Source organism: Candidatus Erwinia haradaeae (assembly GCF_900698955.1).
Taxonomy (GTDB): Bacteria; Pseudomonadota; Gammaproteobacteria; order Enterobacterales; family Enterobacteriaceae; genus Erwinia_E; species Erwinia_E haradaeae_G.
This window is the reverse complement of sequence record NZ_LR217720.1, coordinates 719,674-737,876: the sequence shown is the minus strand read 5'-3', so window position 1 is coordinate 737,876 and position 18,203 is coordinate 719,674. Positions and strand designations below refer to the sequence as shown.

The window sequence follows — 18,203 nt, the reverse complement described above, 5'->3', positions numbered from 1 at the left end:
ATGTATTAAAATTATTTAAATATTATCATTTTTAACATAAAATATAGTTTAATGGGTAAATCTATCTTATAGCACATGATATAGAATGATATTCAATATGTATATTATATTTTGGATGAACTTAGTTAGATTAAAAATAAATCTTACTAGTGTATGCGATCTTCATAACAATATACATTATGTATCTTATGATTTTGCTGATGGTTTATTAATAATATAAAAGAGAAAAGACGCATCCTGTGATATTGTCAACATGTAAAAATAATTCGCATCACAAATATCTTGCACAGTTACCGAAAATTGCGCAATCAGTGATTGGTTTTAATACATTATTTTCACCAGCTGAGTTTTGTCATACCTTGCTGGAGAAAATTTCTTCTGCCACACATCGAATTTATATTGTAGCACTTTATTTGGATAATGATGAAGGAGGTCAGGCGATTTTTTCTGCGCTATATGCAGCAAAAAAAAAGACACCTCATTTAGAGATTTGTATATTAGTAGATTGGCATCGAGCACAACGTTGTCGTTTTGGGGCAAAAGCCGGAATCACTAATGCTGATTGGTATTATGAAATGTCTAATCAGAATCTTCATGGTGCTATCCCTGTCTATGGAATTCCTGTTAATACTAGAGAGGCTCTGGGTGTGTTACACCTGAAAGGGTCTATTATTGATAATACTGTGCTATATACTGGTGCTAGTTTTAACAATGTGTATTTACATCATAAAGATACATATCGATATGATCGATATCAGTTGATTAGAAACAAGGTGTTAGCGGATACAATGTTGCATTGGATTAAAACAGGTCTTTTGCAAGCTCCAGCGGTTCATCGTTTAGATCGGTTAAAACGCCCTCAATATTCTGACATCAAATATATCACTCGAAAATTTCGAAAGGAATTACGCCGGTGTTATTACAAGGTTAGCAGTAGCGGTACTAATGACAATCTTTCTGTGACCCCTCTTCTTGGTTTAGGCAAACACAGCATTTTGAACAAAACTATTCATCATCTTATGCTATCTTCTCAATGTATGCTGATGATTTGTACTCCTTATTTTAATCTTCCAAAGATTTTAGTTCGTAATATTGTCTGTCTTTTACGTCAAGGAAAGATAGTGGAGATTATTGTAGGCGATAAAACTGCTAATGATTTCTATATTCCAGAAGATCAACCATTTACAATGATTGGTACATTGCCGTATTTATATGAGATGCACCTCCGTTGTTTTCTTAGTCGCTTTCAGCATTATATTAATAATGGACAATTAATTGTACGTTTGTGGGCGGATAGAAAAAACAGCTATCACCTTAAAGGGATTTGGGTAGATGATGAATGGATGATGCTTACAGGTAATAATTTAAATCCACGTGCGTGGTGTTTAGATTTAGAAAATGCGGTCATTGTTCATGATCCTATGAGACAACTTTTAGAACAACGCACCAATGAATTAAAGACTATTCGCCAACACACCACTTGTATACAGTGTTTTCAAGATTTAGAGAGTGTCTCAGATTACCCCGACCCGGCACGAAAGTTAATTTGTCTTTTGCGTCGTATGCGTATAGATCGACTTCTTCGCAGAATTCTTTAGAGAGAGTGTTTAGAGATATTGTGATAAAGCAATTGATCTTTTGTTGCTCTATGATGTTGCTGGTAGCATCCTAATAACATGTCATAGAAAGATTAATGACCTCTTCAAATTAAATATGACAGATACCATCTATTTTAATAGATTGATGTATATAGTCTCTTACATGGAATCTACTTAAGTTGTATATGCAGATATGGTTTTTTATGGGTTGTTGACTAATAATGGTTATAAAGATGATGGTGGAAGACATTACTCGTCATCTGCGCAAGCAGAAGAGCATCAAAGGGTCGATTAATATGCCATGAAAATTATTTATTTTTCTTTTCAGAAAAATATTATCTGACGAATACATTGAAAAAGATATGCGTGATTCACGTAGTTTTTTATTTGTTAATCGTGCTGTTTAAAAATATTAGTTAGTATAAATTTTTTATTTCAGTAGAGCGATTGATTAAGAATGATCGAAGGGGTGTTCTTATAATAAATAGATTCTAATGTTTCATTTATATCCTGGTGTTACTATCTAATATATAATGGTTTGTATGCAATGGTATCCATAAAGTAATATACAGTATGTATTTTTTTTGAAATATAATTGTGTAGTGTATAATTGTAGATTTTTTTTAAGGTAGATTGGGGTTGTGTAAGAGGATAACACTGATGTGTTATACAGAGAGCCGCATAGGTACAGATGCATGTATTATTTTTGTTTTTCGGAAGTTTTTAAGAGCTTTGCGCACGTTATTTTCATAAATTATTTTCAGTTAACAGAAATAACTGAATAAGTTATTGATTGATCAGACTGCTAGTATGCGTATGCATTCTTGGTAAAATGAATTATATTTCAGTGCACACATGGAATATACGATACAATGCATCAAAGAGCATACACATATACTGCTAGTTTTAACGATACTATCCAGGATCACAAACACATCTATCTAATAAGATTATTGATACAGCAATATTGCGAATATCATATATATGACATCAAGAAAATGATATAATAGAAATATTCTATTAATATTATCACTACAGTTATGAAAATAGAATATATATTGAGGTTGGATAGTGTTAATAATTACATTATCCCGCATGAGTGAGATGGCGAAAATATAGCGCGGGCATAAGAAGACTGACTATAAGAATCTTACAAGCTGCACATATTCTCTTTGTTGCTTATTAATCATCCCCTGAATAATATTTTTAAAGGAGTGAGTTATTGTGAGTGCAGTGTGTGAGGCGTTTGAGATGATCAATGAGCGTGTAGTGATGCTTATTCATCAGAACTTTGTAGATGTGTTCATACACAGAATCACCATTAGTATATTACAGACAGCCACTTGAACAGATTTTGAATAGTATTTATCATATGCATGCCGTGGTATTTAAAAATAAGATATAAAATAGCAGTGATAATGAGTATATATGTGCAATAGTGATAAAATGTAGTTATATTAACTGAGTTGTTGGTATCAAATATCTAGGTGAATAATGTGCTGGAAAAAATTAAAGTATTGTTTGCTCAAAAGATGCAAACACAGATTTCAGCAGAAGAGTTATTACCAACTATACTTCAAAAAGCAGCATTAATTATTTGTCACTCTTTACTCAATGGTAATAAAATTCTGAGTAGTGGTTCGGGTTTTTCTAGTGTTCATGCGCAATATTTTACAGATCACATGATGCATGGTTTTAAGAATGAGAGACCTAGTTTGCCATCTATTTCTGTTAGTGTGAAGAGCCTATTCTTACCTACAATGAATAATGATCAGGGATTCAATGATATTGAGGCGAAACAGATACGAGCATTAGGTAAGAAAGGTGATGTTTTACTCGCTATTTCTACGTATGGTAATTGCGGAAATATAGTGAAAGCTGTAGAAACTGCAATGAAAAGAGGTATGATCATTGTTGCTCTTACGGGTCATGCGGGAGGTGTTATTGCCAGTCTTTTAGGTCAGCAAGATATTGAAATTCGTATTCCTTCAGATAATCATGCAAGGATTGAGGAAATGCATATGTTTATCGTCCATTGTCTATGTGAACTCATAGAGGACGACTTATTTCCAAAGCACGGATAGCACAGGAAACCACATGAAGACAATATCGATGTGTATATTCATGTTAATTACATTAATATTACCTAGTTGTATAGCGGGGATTCTTGTTAGTGCTGCGGTGGCCACTAAAGCTATTACAGATCCACGTACTTTGGGTACTCAAGTGGATGATGCAACTATAGAGATGCATGTGACGAATGCATTACACGCAGACCCACAGATTCAAAAAAATACACATATAGTCATTACTGTCTATCAGGGTAAAGTATTGCTTACGGGGCAAGCACCAGATATGCTCTTATCAGAGTATGCACAAAATATTGCTACAAGTATTAATGGTGTGCGTGAGGTGTATAACGAAATCCGTATCACAAATCAGATTGATATAAGTCCTGCATCTTCTGATCTTTGGATTACTGCTAAGATACGTTCACAACTATTATATAACGATCAGGTAAAATCCTCACACATTAAAATTCATACTGAAAACAGTGAAGTTTTTCTGCTTGGCATTGTCTCTGATAGAGAAGCTGCAATTTCAGCAGAGATCGCCAGTAGGGTTAGTGGTGTGCAGCACGTTACAACAGCATTTACTATCCTGCAAGAATGATTATCCAATATGATGTATATCAATATACGTGTATGTGCATTACAATGATGCTTATTGATGCATTATGTAATGCAATTTATCATGCAAATGTTCGCATTATTTTCTGCATATTAGCAGCAATATTATACTGCATGTAAGATCAGAATTGTATATGAGATTGATTAATGTACACACCGCTGTTCTAGAGAGAAGAATAGTCGTATTACAGGTTTATGTGTCAATCATAACCACAATATGCTTCTATATAGCCACTTGGATGGGTGCATGATACACGTATATTCGCTAGTTAGCCATTAGTGCGGATAACATATAATACATGAGCGTTTTTAATAATGCTTCGGGTATCCTCTAGATAAATTTTATTTGGTATAGACTCTAATAAAGAGATGTACAATATGTGTAAAAAATATTTTTTATCTATTAGGTAATATTTTCATGCATGAAAATACATAATCTATTATTGTGATATCGATTTACATATTATATTAAGCGCGGATGTAAATAATGTATTCATGCTTTTATTTTTCAATGATTTATTCCGTATAAGAGCATATACACATTGACGTAATATTATAAGATATTTTGTAAAATGGATAGATTGAAAAGATTTTTAATTAATGTTATGCAGCTTATATATCATATTTTATATACACATAACTTTATGAAGATAAAATTAAAGTTTTATATATTTTTACATACTTTTTCTGTCATAGATTACAGATTTTTGTTAAAATAATCGATTATATAGTATCGAAGTCGTGCATCAAAGAAAAATTATTATTCAGTCTCTACTTTATAGAAATGAGTTCATATGTTAAAAGTAGAGTGATCTTAGTGAGATTAATTATGAAATACTGATTTGAGGAATTCTTGTCTACTATCGTTATTAGTCTTAAACAGACCACCAAAAGCAGTTGTAGTGGTCGTACTAGTAGTATCACGAATACCGCGCGCCCTTACACAATAATGGATTGCCTCAATAAATACCGCTACATTCTTTGTATCCAGTATGATCTGTAATGCTACTAGGATTTGCTGGATAAGTCGCTCTTGTACTTGCGGACGAGAAGCAAAGAATTGTACAATACGGTTAATTTTTGACAATCCGATGACATGGTCTTGTGGTATGTATGCCACTGTAGCTTGACCATCAATCATAATAAAATGATGTTCACAAATGCTGGTAAGATTAATATTACGTACTGTGACCACTTCATCTACGTAGATTTTATGTTCGATTAAAGTAATTTTTGGAAAATTAGAATAATCTAGACCGGTAAATATTTCATCAACATACATTTTTGCAATACGAAGTGGTGTTGCTGCAAGACTCGGGTCTTCTAGATTAAGATTCAATACATTCATGATTGCAGTGATGTGTTTAGCGATGATCTTTTTGCGGTTGACATCATTGATTTCGTATTTCTGGGGCTGTAATGGAGTTTCCAGACCACAGGATACTAATCCTTGATATACACGCGTGGCTTCTGGGCTCCAATTATCTCTTTCCATATCTGCATGTTCCGAAAGATGAGAGTGTTATATTTTCATTATTGATGTTATGTGTTTTTTGCATTAGGGTGCCCCATATATTGATAACTCACCTTTCTTCATGCATATGTATAATAAGGTATGCTGATACATAATCTTTGAGTTAAGAAAAATACAAACCATTTTAATGATTCTATGGATGCGCTATTGTGGTACACAAAAAGATATAATCTAGTATATATATGTAATATTATCATCTATACAATACTCAAATGTTTTTACGCACCTTAAGAATAACAAAAGATATTTTCCATAGCAGTACTATATAATCTAGTGCATATAGATTCTGTAGGAGCAATATGCTATTAAATATTTTGGAGAGCATCGTATAATAAATAGTAAAAAGTTAATGGTATTCTGAGAACATTATGTACCGACGATATTACGAATGTATGGAGAACCAATCAGATGGATATTACAGATAAATCACGTATTCACTTGGCCTGCTATCGTGGTATGCGTGAATTGGATCTATTACTTATCCCGTTTTTTCAGCATGAATTTGATTCTTTAAGTATGCATGAAAAAAATCTCTTTGTCTACTTATTAGAGAGAGATGATCCTGAGTTGTGTCATTGGCTGATCAGTTCCAAAACACCAGAGGATGCTAATATAAAAAAAATTGTGGATAGGATTCAAAATAGCAACAAGAAGCGAATGTCGCAAAAATAAATCAGTTATAGCGTTACCATTCTATCTTGCATTTTATATCTTACATTCTATCACTAGTACGTTATGATAATAACGAGATTTAATTGATAGAATTGCATTCTTAAAACGGTTTAAAGAGATCAAGGGATACTCTTATCAGAAGATAAGCTAATTAACATTGTAGCGACAGAATATAGCATTCTAATTCTCATAGTGATTTATGGCTATGACACATTATAATCTATAATCAAGTATATAGTAGATAATGAGAGTCATGCTATGTTTTATAACTACAGAATATTTATAGTCTACAGACTTTACAATATTTCTACCAAGGGGGTGGAATATAGAATACCATGATTTCTATATTTTCACTGCTACTTACTGGTTACTACCTTATTATATCATCATATAAAGTGATATTCGTTTTTGATGTATATATTACCATAAGTATAATCTCATTATTTATGTGGCCGAGCCATCGTAGCAGATTAAGAGATCATCTTGCATGATGACCTAATAAAAATAGTGACTGCTTATAGAACAACCCATATAAGAGCAACTTACTAAAATAAATTACGCTCTGCATGTTGAGGGTATATGTTATTTTTTCCGACATGAATGGGTTGCGGAGTGACTGATGGCCACAAAAGAACAAGGGTTGATGTTGAGCTTCATCTATGCTAAGGAGGTGAGATGACTAGTAGTTAATATCATATCATATAAAAGTATTAATATATTTTAAAGAAAGAGTGTGGTTATGGATAGCGTTCTTTCAGTGCTATGAAGATGCGTGTGTATGATTCATTTTTCACGATAAGGTCGTGCCTAAAGGTAGTAGTTCTTAGCTACACAGTTTAATTTTAATATGGTTTGTCATCTTCGATGTTTAAAGCTTAATGGACTCTTTGTAAAAATTATGTTAGCACGTATTGTGCTTTAACCTGTGGAGATAAATGTATACTGTATGCTCTTAATAAGAAACAAATGGAGGTCTGCTGTTAAAAGATTAGAGAGAAAAACTGATTTGTGTCGAGCACAGTGCATAGTAATCACATGTGTGATCTACAAGTAGATAAGATGTATACAGAAGCTTCATTGAAATTATGTTAATGATAAGATCATATTATGCATGAAATGTTGTACGTACTAAAGTAAATAATATAGTCACCAGTATGCTATGGTCATTAAATTTTGTGATGTTCACCACCATCATTATTGCGCGGGGAAATACTTTTTCAGAAGACATGCTATGTGTAAAATTCAATGGAATATCGATGTTATTGCTATGAGAGTTGTAATATTATTGCTTTTCTGTTCAATCATAATTACTTCATTATCAAGTAAGTTTATAAAAGAAATAAAAAATAATGGTAGGTGGTATATTGTTAATATAATGATGACAGGATGCATTATAGAAAGCATTAAAGACTGCAAGTACTGGAAATACAAGATAAGTGGACATCAGTATTTCTTTTTTTTCCATGGTTTCTAAAAAGTAACAAGCATCAACTTTACTAGTAATAGTATTGGAGAATATATTAGAAAAATTTTTGATCGTTTCTGGGGTTTTTATAAGTAAATTATGATTGAACATAGCGATAACAATTATTACAAAATACGGTTAAAGTATTAAATAACTCATAAAATAAGTAAAATAAGGTGTGGCAAAGGCATGAGATTGAATCTCCTTGAGAAGCTTTTATAAAAATATCATTATATAGGTGTTATAGTTTTTTTTTATCCTACAGTTACATTTATTTTTATAATTTATGAAAATTGTTATATATCGTAGAGTACGGTATTGAAGGAACTTCAATTTACTAACTTGCAAGAACTGTGATAAATCAATTAAATATTCTTCATCATTAAAATAATTAATCTAATAATAGAGTATAATATATCTATAATCGAGTATAATATATTTATTAAAAATTCATCAAAGTAATGTGATATATATGCAATAATGTGTAAGGTCAATGTCTTTATTTTTTGAATAATTAAAGAGAAACATTTTGTATTTTCAGTGAGAATGACCCCGTGATTTATAATAATATTAGAGAATATCACTCTATACGTGATCTATGGCTATTAGTCTTGGTTTTCTTTAAAGATTTCAATCTAGAAAATAGACATATTTATTATGAAGTATCCAAGGCTATTTTTATTATCAGATAACACTAACATAAGATTGCACATATGTTTTATATTAAGCAGAATCATGATATTGAATGTTATTGATATTGATAAGATGTAATATTTAAGATATCTATATAAGATTTGAATATAAGATAGAAACTGTTTATATACCTATATTGCGGTATTGATTCTAACTTTAATAAGTGATTGGATATTTATGCTATAGTCAACAGTATTAGAAAAAATATAAAAATTTTACTCTTGCTAAGAGTGATTAACTTATCCCATTATCTTGGTGGTACAATTTTGGTCGGAGATGCAAGATTTGAATATTGGCAGTATTTGTGTTTGAGCCGCATCACAAGAGATACATAATGTATATATAATATGATATATCAGCTATATGAAAAAATTTTTCAAATTTATCAATGCATCTAAAGATTTGGAGTACATGATTAAGGAGTGATAAAAATATACACTAGCAGTGCTTGTATGCATTTTGTTATCAATAAAAAGAGCGTTTACTCAGATTAAGATGCTATATATTATGACGCAATATATGATTATATTTTGTACAAAGAGATATAAGGCTGATTGTCATCAGCAATCATTTCTATATTTTAGTAAAAAATATCAAAATATGCATTTTGATGTGCACATTCATTTGTAATTAAAAAAGTTTTTTCTCTTGAGAAAAAATATCTTGTATCTCAGACTACTGAGGTAGTGTGCGTCTTGTATAATATTGTCGCTCGTTCCAAGGTGTTACTCTCGAAAATAATTGACTTAATCGAGCCAATTAGCATAATGATGTCACTCAATATCCCAACCTTGATAACTTTATTTCGTGTAATCTTAATTCCATTTTTTGTATTAGTTTTTTATTTACCGTTTCAGTGGGCACCTTTAGTATGTGCGCTAATTTTTATTTGCGCAGCAGTTACTGATTGGTTTGATGGTTTTCTGGCGCGCCGCTGGAAACAAACAACACGATTTGGAGCTTTTTTAGATCCAGTAGCTGATAAAGTCATGGTTGTTATAGCACTAGTATTAATTGATGAGTATTTTCACTCTTGGTGGATTACCTTACCAGTTTCAACTATGATTGCCCGCGAAATTATTATTTCTTCTCTTCGTGAGTGGATGGCAGAAATAGGTAAACGTAATAACGTAGCAGTGTCATGGATAGGTAAAATTAAAACTGCTATGCAGATGTTAGCATTGTTTGCTTTACTCTGGCGCCCTGATCATATAGTCGAGGGAGCAGGCATAACAGCATTATACATTTCAGTAGTACTTACCTGTTGGTCTATGTTACAGTATTTACATACGTCACGAAGTGACTGGTTGAAGCGTGAATCAAAGTAACTTAAAAATTATAACACGTATTTTCATGATGAAAATTGTATTGACTCTTAGCGTAAGACAAGTACAATATCGTGGATTAACTCTACTTTTAATTCTAATAGGGACTCCTATTTGATGATAGATATCGGTGTATCTGTGTCTTTTTAAGAGAGAAGGTTCTGATACTTTGTTATTAGAGTAAAACACGATATATTATCAATATAAGAAGGTCATATTACTACGAAGTATTATACAGATATGCAGGCGCGTTGGCAGAGTGGCCATGCTACGGACTGCAAATCCGTCCACCTCGGTTCGACTCCGAGACGCGCCTCCAGTATATAATCAGCCCGGGTGGTGAAATCGGTAGACACAAGGGACTTAAAATCCCTCGGCTTATAGCTGTGCGGGTTCAAATCCCGCTCCGGGCACCACTTCTAAAAGAAGATCTATAATAAGAAAACGTGTAAGAATACTATAATAATATTACTATATTTAAGAACATAGTAGTATTTATTCTGTTCTAGAACACAAACCCCTATCATCTTATATTTTTGAGGTGTGAGGTGTAGAGACAATGCATGAGACGAAGTCTATTGTATGTTTGAGGAATATTCTGATAGAAGGTATAGGCAGAAAATAATCACTGTGTTTTATATTTTTGTGGATAGCATTGTTTGGTGTGACTTTTGAAAGGTCATTCAATATGATGCATTCTCTCTGAGAAGAAGGGAATTTATTTTAACGTGATTTTTTAATACTTTAATTACAAAGTAGTAAGGGGTATATTTAGAACATTTTATGATGATTTCACTCTACTCAAAGAAGATTAATAAATATTACAATATTAATTTTATTGCAAGATGTGATATAGATTTGTACGATATATGTGTAGGATGATATAATGGTTTTATTACGATACTTCTGTTTGATAAAAAATCACAACAAGTATGTGAGGATGGTTCAGGTATCATCTATTGTTTTATTTTTTATAAAATACCAAAAATGATATTTTATAGAGTCATACTCTAGTACTGAACATTTAGTCCATAAACATAATAGATTATCTAAAAGATCAATTGAATAGAAACGATGTATAACTTTATCTCTCCAGATAACACTAAATACATAGTACAGTATATATGATGTGTGAAAAGTATAATATACCCGTATATTGATAAGATATACTGTCTAAAATAGAGTTTTATCGTTGATATATAATAAATTTACTGAACTTTCTGAAATACGAATAAGGTACATTTCAGAATTTCATAAAGGTTATGTACTATATATTATTCAACAGATAGTACTGTACAATCTTTAGCTAATTTTTAACGCACTATTGACTAGGTCAAACAATTCATATGATATTGAGAACATCAGTCATATACCATATTCTACATACAGAGTTGCCGGTGATCTGCTTGTATTTAATATGCATTGTGCAGTATGTGCTACATGCACCATATGATTTCTTTATCGAAAACCAAGGTGTGCGATGACTAAACGATTGTAGTATATAAATAATTTTACTATGCATGTGTATTTTTTATCATATGATGTTTTGTATCATCATGCATAGAGCCATCAAGGTTTAACATTGGAGTGCAGCAATGATATTTGTTAATAAGGTTTATCACTGGCAAATATAATATGATTTCTAATGGTTATGAATTGTGCATTAGACATTAGAAGACAATATAACTTTATTGATAATGTACCATTCAATGTGCATATTAGGTTTTAGAGTGTTGCCTAATTACAAAAACGTTGACATATAGAAGTTTTTACGGTTAAATTAATTACTATTTAGCCCGAATAGCTCAGTTGGTAGAGCAGTGGACTGAAAATCCCCGTGTCCTTGGTTCGATTCCAAGTTCGGGCATCATTATAATACTTTTAGAACATTTAAGACATTTGTTTTGCAAGATATATTCGTAGAATTTCTAGTAAGATACAGTTATATTTTCTGCATATAACTCATATAATTTTTCTCGAAAAAAAGCATACAAAAATAAAGGAAAATATGTATATTCTTTGTGGTATACCAACATTTTACATTTATATTGTGTGTATATGATGGACATTTTGCAATATGTTATTATGCATATGTTGATTGTTTAGCCTGTCGTATATAGATTACTTTAAAGAAATTTAGTGTCATCAAGATTTATGTGAATGTAACAGGTATAGATTCAAGTAAAAATAGATTAATATTTTATACTATGTTTTTTAACAGATTAGATGAATCTATAGTATATACACAAGGCTTTCTTTGAATATAAATCATAAGACATTGTATGAGTTATAAAGGTAAAATGTTTTTATTTTAAGATATGATTTAATCATTATGACTGATTTAGAATATTTAAGATAGTATCAATACAGTAGCATGTTATTTCATATTAATGATATTAATATAAGCTATAATATTTTCGTAATTTAATGTTTAAGAGACCTCAACATAACAGAGATCTAATATGTTTAGAATTTATGCTGAAAATCGCCAAAAGAAAGGTACAGGTGCAAGTCGTCGCTTACGCAGAGTGGACAAATTACCTGCAATTATATATGGTGGAAAAGAATTGCCCACTAGTATTATACTAGATCAGAATGCTATTATGAATTTACAGCATAAAGGGGTTTTTTATACAACAATTATAAGTATTATTATCGCAGGTACAGAAATTAATGTGAAAGTAAAAGCAGTGCAGAGACATCCATTTAAACCAAAGCTTCATCATATAGATTTTATGCGCATTACATCAACGATGTGCTGATGCAGAATCTCTACATTTACAATAATAGAATACAATTATACAAATTATGTGATTAGAGAAAGTATTGATTATTGTTTGATATACGTAAATATACATAAAGATATGTTTCATATAAAACAGCGACCTGGTTTTCCATATACATTGCTTCTTTTATACCATAAACTATACATGGATGATCGGGAAAGGTTTATATATTGATACTTCTATCCAATAATCTATTATACCATGATTTTTAATGTATATGCCATCACTTAAATTTTAAGTGCTGTGCGATATAGAATTTAAAATATATAGTGATATAACTAAAAAAGTCATTTGGAATGTAATGGATGTTGTATTATTATGCCCTCCTAATTATAAATTAATATTTTAAGTATTGCTATTATATGGCGTTCATAATTGTTGTACTATCAACTTCTATATTTTTTATTAAAAAGATTATAGAGAGGTAATTAATAGAATGAATGTTTACCATGGTGGTGTTCTGTTATATCCTTCACTCCTTTTAACTCTGGAAACTTGTGTAATAATTCTTTTTCTATGTTATTTTTGATAGTAATATTTACCATTGAACAACCATTACACCCCCCGCTAAACTGTAGGATGGCATACCCTGTAGTTGTGATCTTGCTTACAAACACTTTACCGCCATGTTGAGATAATTTGGGATTAATCTCCACTTCCAGCAGGGCGTTCACCCGTTCAATAAGTGGAGCGTTATCATTAATTGTGTGTGTTCTTGCATGAGGCGCCTTGAGTATTAGCTGAGCGTCAAGTTGATTAACAATATAGTCAATTTCAGAATTGTGGAGATAAGGGGCACTGATGGCATCAATAAATACTGATAACTTACTAAATTTTACTTCTGTATCAGTGACTGTTACTTCATAAGGAGCGCAGTAAGTTATACCACATTCTGCATTGTCTGTACCAGGATTGAGAACAAATACACGAATCTGAGTACCGGCTTCCTGTTGAGAAAGCAGTTGTACAAAGTGTTCTTGAGCTGTCTTGGTAATTGCGATCATTATTAAATCTCCATCATAGATTGTCGTCACTATTTATCATATGGATATCATTATATCTCTTAGAATTGATTATACACAGTATATCTTTGTGTGGATTTTAATTAATATTTATAGCCTGGATCAATCTTGATGATTTTATGCTCTCAGTACATGCATTGTTAGTATAAAAACACATTCGAGACCCATGCATATCAATGCTTCCTGTAGAAAAAGAAATAATTTGATGGGATATATATTAAAATAAAAAGATATTGCCTGTATCTCAATAGGAGAGTGCATGTGCAATACGCATGATGTACTCATGCAATACTCTTCTTTCTGACGAAGATGACATCTTCTTGTTCAATCAATCACTTATTATCAATGCAGAGGTAAGGCACATAATTATATGACTCATGTATAGATTATAGACAAATTTTTTGTGACATAGTAATACAGTTACATATTATGAGATATTGCATGAACTATTATAATTATTTTTTTCTTGATTAATTTAAAATAGTTTATAAAAATAAGAACGAAAGAGATTGTATCAGATGGATAACATAGAATGAGTGGAACATATAATAATTAATACAGATCTCGGGGTTACATACATCGATCGTATCTTACGATAGCCTAGAAATAAGCTATTTGACATCAAGTATATAAATATCTTTATAATGGATGAACGGTGAAATTACTCATGACTATCAGTTGATGATCTTTCAAAATTTTTCAAATGGTTGCAGCAATGCGTAAAGAACTATCACGATGTAGTGCGATATACTCGCATATTAAAATGCTTTATTCTGCGAGAAGCATTACATGTGTATATACAGAGACTTTTCCACACAGTATATTAGCCAGTAGTCACTTTGCGTAATATGTAGGTGTAGGTTTTATGTAATACACTAGCTTTTAGATGATCGAAAAATACCAAATATTACTATTCTTGATGGAGGTACATTAATAATATATAGATAGTTTCTAAGACGTTGCAATACACAAGCTGCTATTCAGCATAAGAAGAAAAAAGTTAAAAAAGTCTATTCATACCATTTAAAGCTGCCACCCGATATGCTTCGGCCATTGTCGGGTAGTTAAAGGTAGTATTTACAAAGTACTCCAGTGTATTACCGCCATTTTTTTGTTCCATAATAGCTTGTCCAATATGAATAATTTCAGCGGCTTGTTCACCAAAACAATGAATACCTAAAATCTCTTTAGTTTCCCGATGAAATAGGATTTTTAAACTACCTACATTCATGCCGACGATTTGTGCACGCGCAAGGTTTTTAAACTGTGCTCGTCCTACTTCATATGGTATCTTCATTTCTGTTAGTGCTTGTTCAGTATTCCCAACAGAGCTAATTTCTGGGATAGTATAAATCCCAGTCGGGATATCTTTAATTAAATGTGTTTTGACCGTACCTTTTGTTATAGCTTGTGAAGCTAGACGACCTTGATCATAAGCTGATGAAGCTAGGCTTGGGTACCCAATGAGATCACCTACCGCATATATATTCGGCTGTTCTGTTTGATATAAGTGATTTACTTGTAACATTCCACGAATGTCTGCCTTAAGACCAATGTTTTCAAGTAATAAGGAATTAGTATTACCAGAGCGGCCATTGGCATATAATAAACACTCTGCTTTTAATTTTTTACCTGATTTAAGATGTACAATGACACCATCATCTACTCCTTCAATTTTTGAAAATTCTTCATTTGGGCGAATCACCACCCCATTGTTCCAGAAATGATACGAGAGTGAATCTGACATTTCCCTATCTAAAAAAGCCAGAAGGCGATTGCGTGTGTTAATTAAATCAACTTTTACCGATAAACCTCGAAAAATTGATGCATATTCACAACCAATTACTCCAGCACCGTAGATAATAACGTGTCCAGGTTTATGATGTAAAGTTAGAATAGAGTCACTATCGTAGATACGGGGATGTGTAAAATCAATGTTTGGTGGATGGTAAGGGCGCGAGCCACAAGCTAGAACAAATTTATTAGCTGTTAATCTTTCCGTGCTACCGTCAGGCATAATTAGTTCAATGGTATGTAGATCAAGAAAAGAAGCATCGCCTTGAAAAATATCACAATGATTTCGCTGATAGAAATTCTGGCGCATATGAGCTTGTTGGTTAATCACGTTTGTAGTATGATTTAGAATATCCCTTAAAGAAGAATCTATTAGTCGCATCTGATGGTTATATAGAGGGCTTTGATTAAACTCAATCATTCTACTTACAGCGTGGCGTAGTGCCTTTGAAGGGATCGTGCCCCAGTGTGTGCAACCACCACCAATATTATGATATCGCTCAACTACAGCAATATTAAATCCTTGTTTAACTAATCCCATGGCAGCACCTTCTCCACCTGGACCAGAACCAATCACAATAGTATGGTAATCATAAGGCGTCTTCATACTCACATGTCCTATACTTAGCATTATTATATCATATATCTTAACAGATTGTTAGGAACTTCCTAGCTCTAACTGTATGTGATGCTGTGAGTCACTCATATATCAACTGAATCAAGAGGAAAATTGTATAAGAAAAAAGATGATATAATGAAATTATTTTTTATTAGTGTATGGCTGCATATAATAGAAGAGATATAGAAAGCAACACAATCCTAAGTTTGGTAAATATATGCAGATAATACATATTATAGTGGGGTTACTTATGATTTAAATACAGTTTTCTATATATTTTCAGTGTCAGTTTGAAATTTCCTTTTATCTTAAAATATAGAATTTTTAACATCATTGTATGGTGGTATTTTATATAGTACAACTATAAGGAGTGCGGAGAGATAACAATTGTTTTTTACTATTCAGACTTTTAAGTTTTGATGATTATCTATATTTGCATGATGTAAAAGAATTAAAGGTATTCTTGATATCATTTTTGAGGTATAAATAAGTATTTATATAATTTTTGTGGTTTCTTTTTGATACTTCTTATGTTTTGTAAAAGTCACTTAAAAATAATCTTTGACTCTTATGGGGAGTGATTTTATTAAATGAATAAAATAGAGACTGAATGGAAAATTATATATGCTCTTGCATTAGCATTGTGCTTTATAAAAGAGAGTAGTAATATTAGAATCTTCTATTAATTATAGTATTCTTATTAGTTCATGCTTATCTTGTAAACATACAGCAGAAATTAACCTTTCCTCGTATAAGATAGCATAATTTACTATATAGCAAGCATTTTATAGGCGGACCAATAAAGTGATATGTAAAATATCTTGTTACATAGGGGTTTTAATATAGAGAAAAATCATATAGCATATATTGCTGAAAATTTTGTATACTCAATCGTGCATATTGTTAATTTCTAATAAACTGATCACTTATTTCATCTGTGTTTTATTAACACCAATTGCGATGTTATGTGGATTACAAACGCTTTACTCATCCCAAAAATCATAGAGTTTATCTTCATGTATTATTATTTTTCATTCATGTGATTTGATTATCTTGATAAGAATGATGGGATAGCGTATAGACAAAAGAGTATTCATGATTTATCAACACATATTGCTGTGCACGATAAATCGTATAGTTTTTTTTATTTAAGGCTAGAATCATTTATTTTTTTGAATGTATTATCATTTACATAAAAAGAGTGATGTAGTAAGGCATTTCACTCGAAATATCATGATGCAGTCTGTGTATTTTTTAATAGTTTTTTTTGACGAGATTAAAGGAAAAATATTTGTTATATATATTTAAAGGGTATGATTATCATCATCTCATAGATCTCAACAGTATCATGAATACGTATATATTTTTTGAACAAAACTGCAATATTTTCAAAAAGATGATAGTCAAATGTTAGAGTATAATGTATATGAAATACAGCATCACAGTGTATAAGATACGTACTTGTTTTTTCTTGATATACTGTAATATGATTAGACCATCTCAATAGAGCTCTCGTACATAGAGATGTTTTTAAGAAAATTACGAAAGCGCAGGGTATACGTGAATGTGATGCACGATATCACACATCTGAATAAGAAAAATTTAAAAGAGTGTATAATATAAAGAATATTTTATTAAAAATACATGATATGAGTGAATGGGCGTAATATTATTACTTTTTAGAGTATACCTTAAAATGTATTATTTTCTCATTATCAGTCTTTCAAATTTATACATAGCATACTATGCGATGATATTGTATATATATAAAATAATGGTTTTTGCATTACTATGCGTAGGTTACCGAGAGAACGAAAGATATATTTTGATACATTTCCAAAGATAGCTAATAAATATTTTTCTATCTTCTGATATCATTGATTCATTATCATATTATTAATAACATATTATATGTTGAATATCTGATTTAGGATCATTATTTTAAATGGACTGTAGACAAGTGATGCCATAGGTATGTATATATTGTTCCGAGCAAAAGATATTT

At 31.3% G+C, this 18,203-nt stretch carries 9 protein-coding genes and 3 tRNA genes; 9 read left to right on the top strand and 3 right to left on the bottom strand.

Annotated features, from left to right (window positions below; all coding sequences use genetic code 11):
• The first annotated feature begins 242 nt into the window (after nucleotides 1–242).
• The 3 genes from pssA to dolP all read left to right on the top strand — a co-directional run bounded on the left by pssA (nucleotide 243) and on the right by dolP (nucleotide 4,271).
• On the top strand, nucleotides 243–1,598 hold the full coding sequence (gene pssA, locus ERCILAFE3058_RS02345; protein ID WP_157990075.1) for a CDP-diacylglycerol--serine O-phosphatidyltransferase: 1,356 nt from the start codon (nucleotides 243–245) through the stop codon (nucleotides 1,596–1,598).
• 1,496 nt (nucleotides 1,599–3,094) lie between these two features.
• The gene (locus ERCILAFE3058_RS02340) at nucleotides 3,095–3,682 is read left to right on the top strand and encodes an SIS domain-containing protein (protein ID WP_157989847.1); all 588 of its coding nucleotides are present in this window, start codon (nucleotides 3,095–3,097) and stop codon (nucleotides 3,680–3,682) included.
• A gap of 13 nt (nucleotides 3,683–3,695) precedes the next feature.
• On the top strand, nucleotides 3,696–4,271 hold the full coding sequence (gene dolP, locus ERCILAFE3058_RS02335) for a division/outer membrane stress-associated lipid-binding lipoprotein (protein WP_157989846.1): 576 nt from the start codon (nucleotides 3,696–3,698) through the stop codon (nucleotides 4,269–4,271).
• An 840-nt stretch (nucleotides 4,272–5,111) separates the two neighbouring features.
• On the opposite strand, the gene folE is transcribed toward dolP, so the two are convergent.
• Nucleotides 5,112–5,783 (bottom strand): GTP cyclohydrolase I FolE, encoded by a 672-nt coding sequence (gene folE, locus ERCILAFE3058_RS02330; protein ID WP_157989845.1) that lies wholly within the window; start codon nucleotides 5,781–5,783, stop codon nucleotides 5,112–5,114.
• A 447-nt stretch (nucleotides 5,784–6,230) separates the two neighbouring features.
• Here folE and ERCILAFE3058_RS02325 point away from each other — a divergent pair, with 447 nt between their 5' ends.
• The 6 genes from ERCILAFE3058_RS02325 to rplY all read left to right on the top strand — a co-directional run bounded on the left by ERCILAFE3058_RS02325 (nucleotide 6,231) and on the right by rplY (nucleotide 12,739).
• Nucleotides 6,231–6,494 (top strand): FAD assembly factor SdhE, encoded by a 264-nt coding sequence (locus ERCILAFE3058_RS02325; RefSeq protein WP_157989844.1) that lies wholly within the window; start codon nucleotides 6,231–6,233, stop codon nucleotides 6,492–6,494.
• A gap of 2,928 nt (nucleotides 6,495–9,422) precedes the next feature.
• A complete protein-coding gene (pgsA, locus tag ERCILAFE3058_RS02320) occupies nucleotides 9,423–9,980 on the top strand; it encodes a CDP-diacylglycerol--glycerol-3-phosphate 3-phosphatidyltransferase (RefSeq protein WP_157990074.1) in 558 nt (185 codons plus the stop codon).
• 242 nt (nucleotides 9,981–10,222) lie between these two features.
• A tRNA-Cys gene (locus ERCILAFE3058_RS02315) sits at nucleotides 10,223–10,296 on the top strand.
• A gap of 11 nt (nucleotides 10,297–10,307) precedes the next feature.
• A tRNA-Leu gene (locus ERCILAFE3058_RS02310) sits at nucleotides 10,308–10,393 on the top strand.
• Nucleotides 10,394–11,771: 1,378 nt separating this feature from the next.
• Nucleotides 11,772–11,844, top strand: a tRNA-Phe gene (locus ERCILAFE3058_RS02305).
• A 595-nt stretch (nucleotides 11,845–12,439) separates the two neighbouring features.
• A complete protein-coding gene (gene rplY, locus ERCILAFE3058_RS02300) occupies nucleotides 12,440–12,739 on the top strand; it encodes a 50S ribosomal protein L25 (RefSeq protein ID WP_157989843.1) in 300 nt (99 codons plus the stop codon).
• Nucleotides 12,740–13,191: 452 nt separating this feature from the next.
• On the opposite strand, the gene nfuA is transcribed toward rplY, so the two are convergent.
• Together nfuA and sthA are read right to left on the bottom strand one after the other, a co-directional pair.
• The gene (gene nfuA / locus ERCILAFE3058_RS02295) at nucleotides 13,192–13,767 is read right to left on the bottom strand and encodes a Fe-S biogenesis protein NfuA (RefSeq protein ID WP_157989842.1); all 576 of its coding nucleotides are present in this window, start codon (nucleotides 13,765–13,767) and stop codon (nucleotides 13,192–13,194) included.
• Between the two features lie 1,018 nt (nucleotides 13,768–14,785).
• A complete protein-coding gene (sthA, locus tag ERCILAFE3058_RS02290; protein ID WP_157989841.1) occupies nucleotides 14,786–16,186 on the bottom strand; it encodes a Si-specific NAD(P)(+) transhydrogenase in 1,401 nt (466 codons plus the stop codon).
• Nucleotides 16,187–18,203 lie beyond the last annotated feature (2,017 nt).

Coding starts and splice junctions, on each gene's coding strand:
- dolP (WP_157989846.1), top strand. CDS start 3,696: ATGAAGACAATATCGATGTGTATATTCATGTTAATTACATTAATATTA.
- folE (WP_157989845.1), bottom strand. CDS start 5,783: ATGGAAAGAGATAATTGGAGCCCAGAAGCCACGCGTGTATATCAAGGA.
- ERCILAFE3058_RS02325 (WP_157989844.1), top strand. CDS start 6,231: ATGGATATTACAGATAAATCACGTATTCACTTGGCCTGCTATCGTGGT.
- pgsA (WP_157990074.1), top strand. CDS start 9,423: ATGTCACTCAATATCCCAACCTTGATAACTTTATTTCGTGTAATCTTA.
- rplY (WP_157989843.1), top strand. CDS start 12,440: ATGTTTAGAATTTATGCTGAAAATCGCCAAAAGAAAGGTACAGGTGCA.
- nfuA (WP_157989842.1), bottom strand. CDS start 13,767: ATGATCGCAATTACCAAGACAGCTCAAGAACACTTTGTACAACTGCTT.
- sthA (WP_157989841.1), bottom strand. CDS start 16,186: ATGAAGACGCCTTATGATTACCATACTATTGTGATTGGTTCTGGTCCA.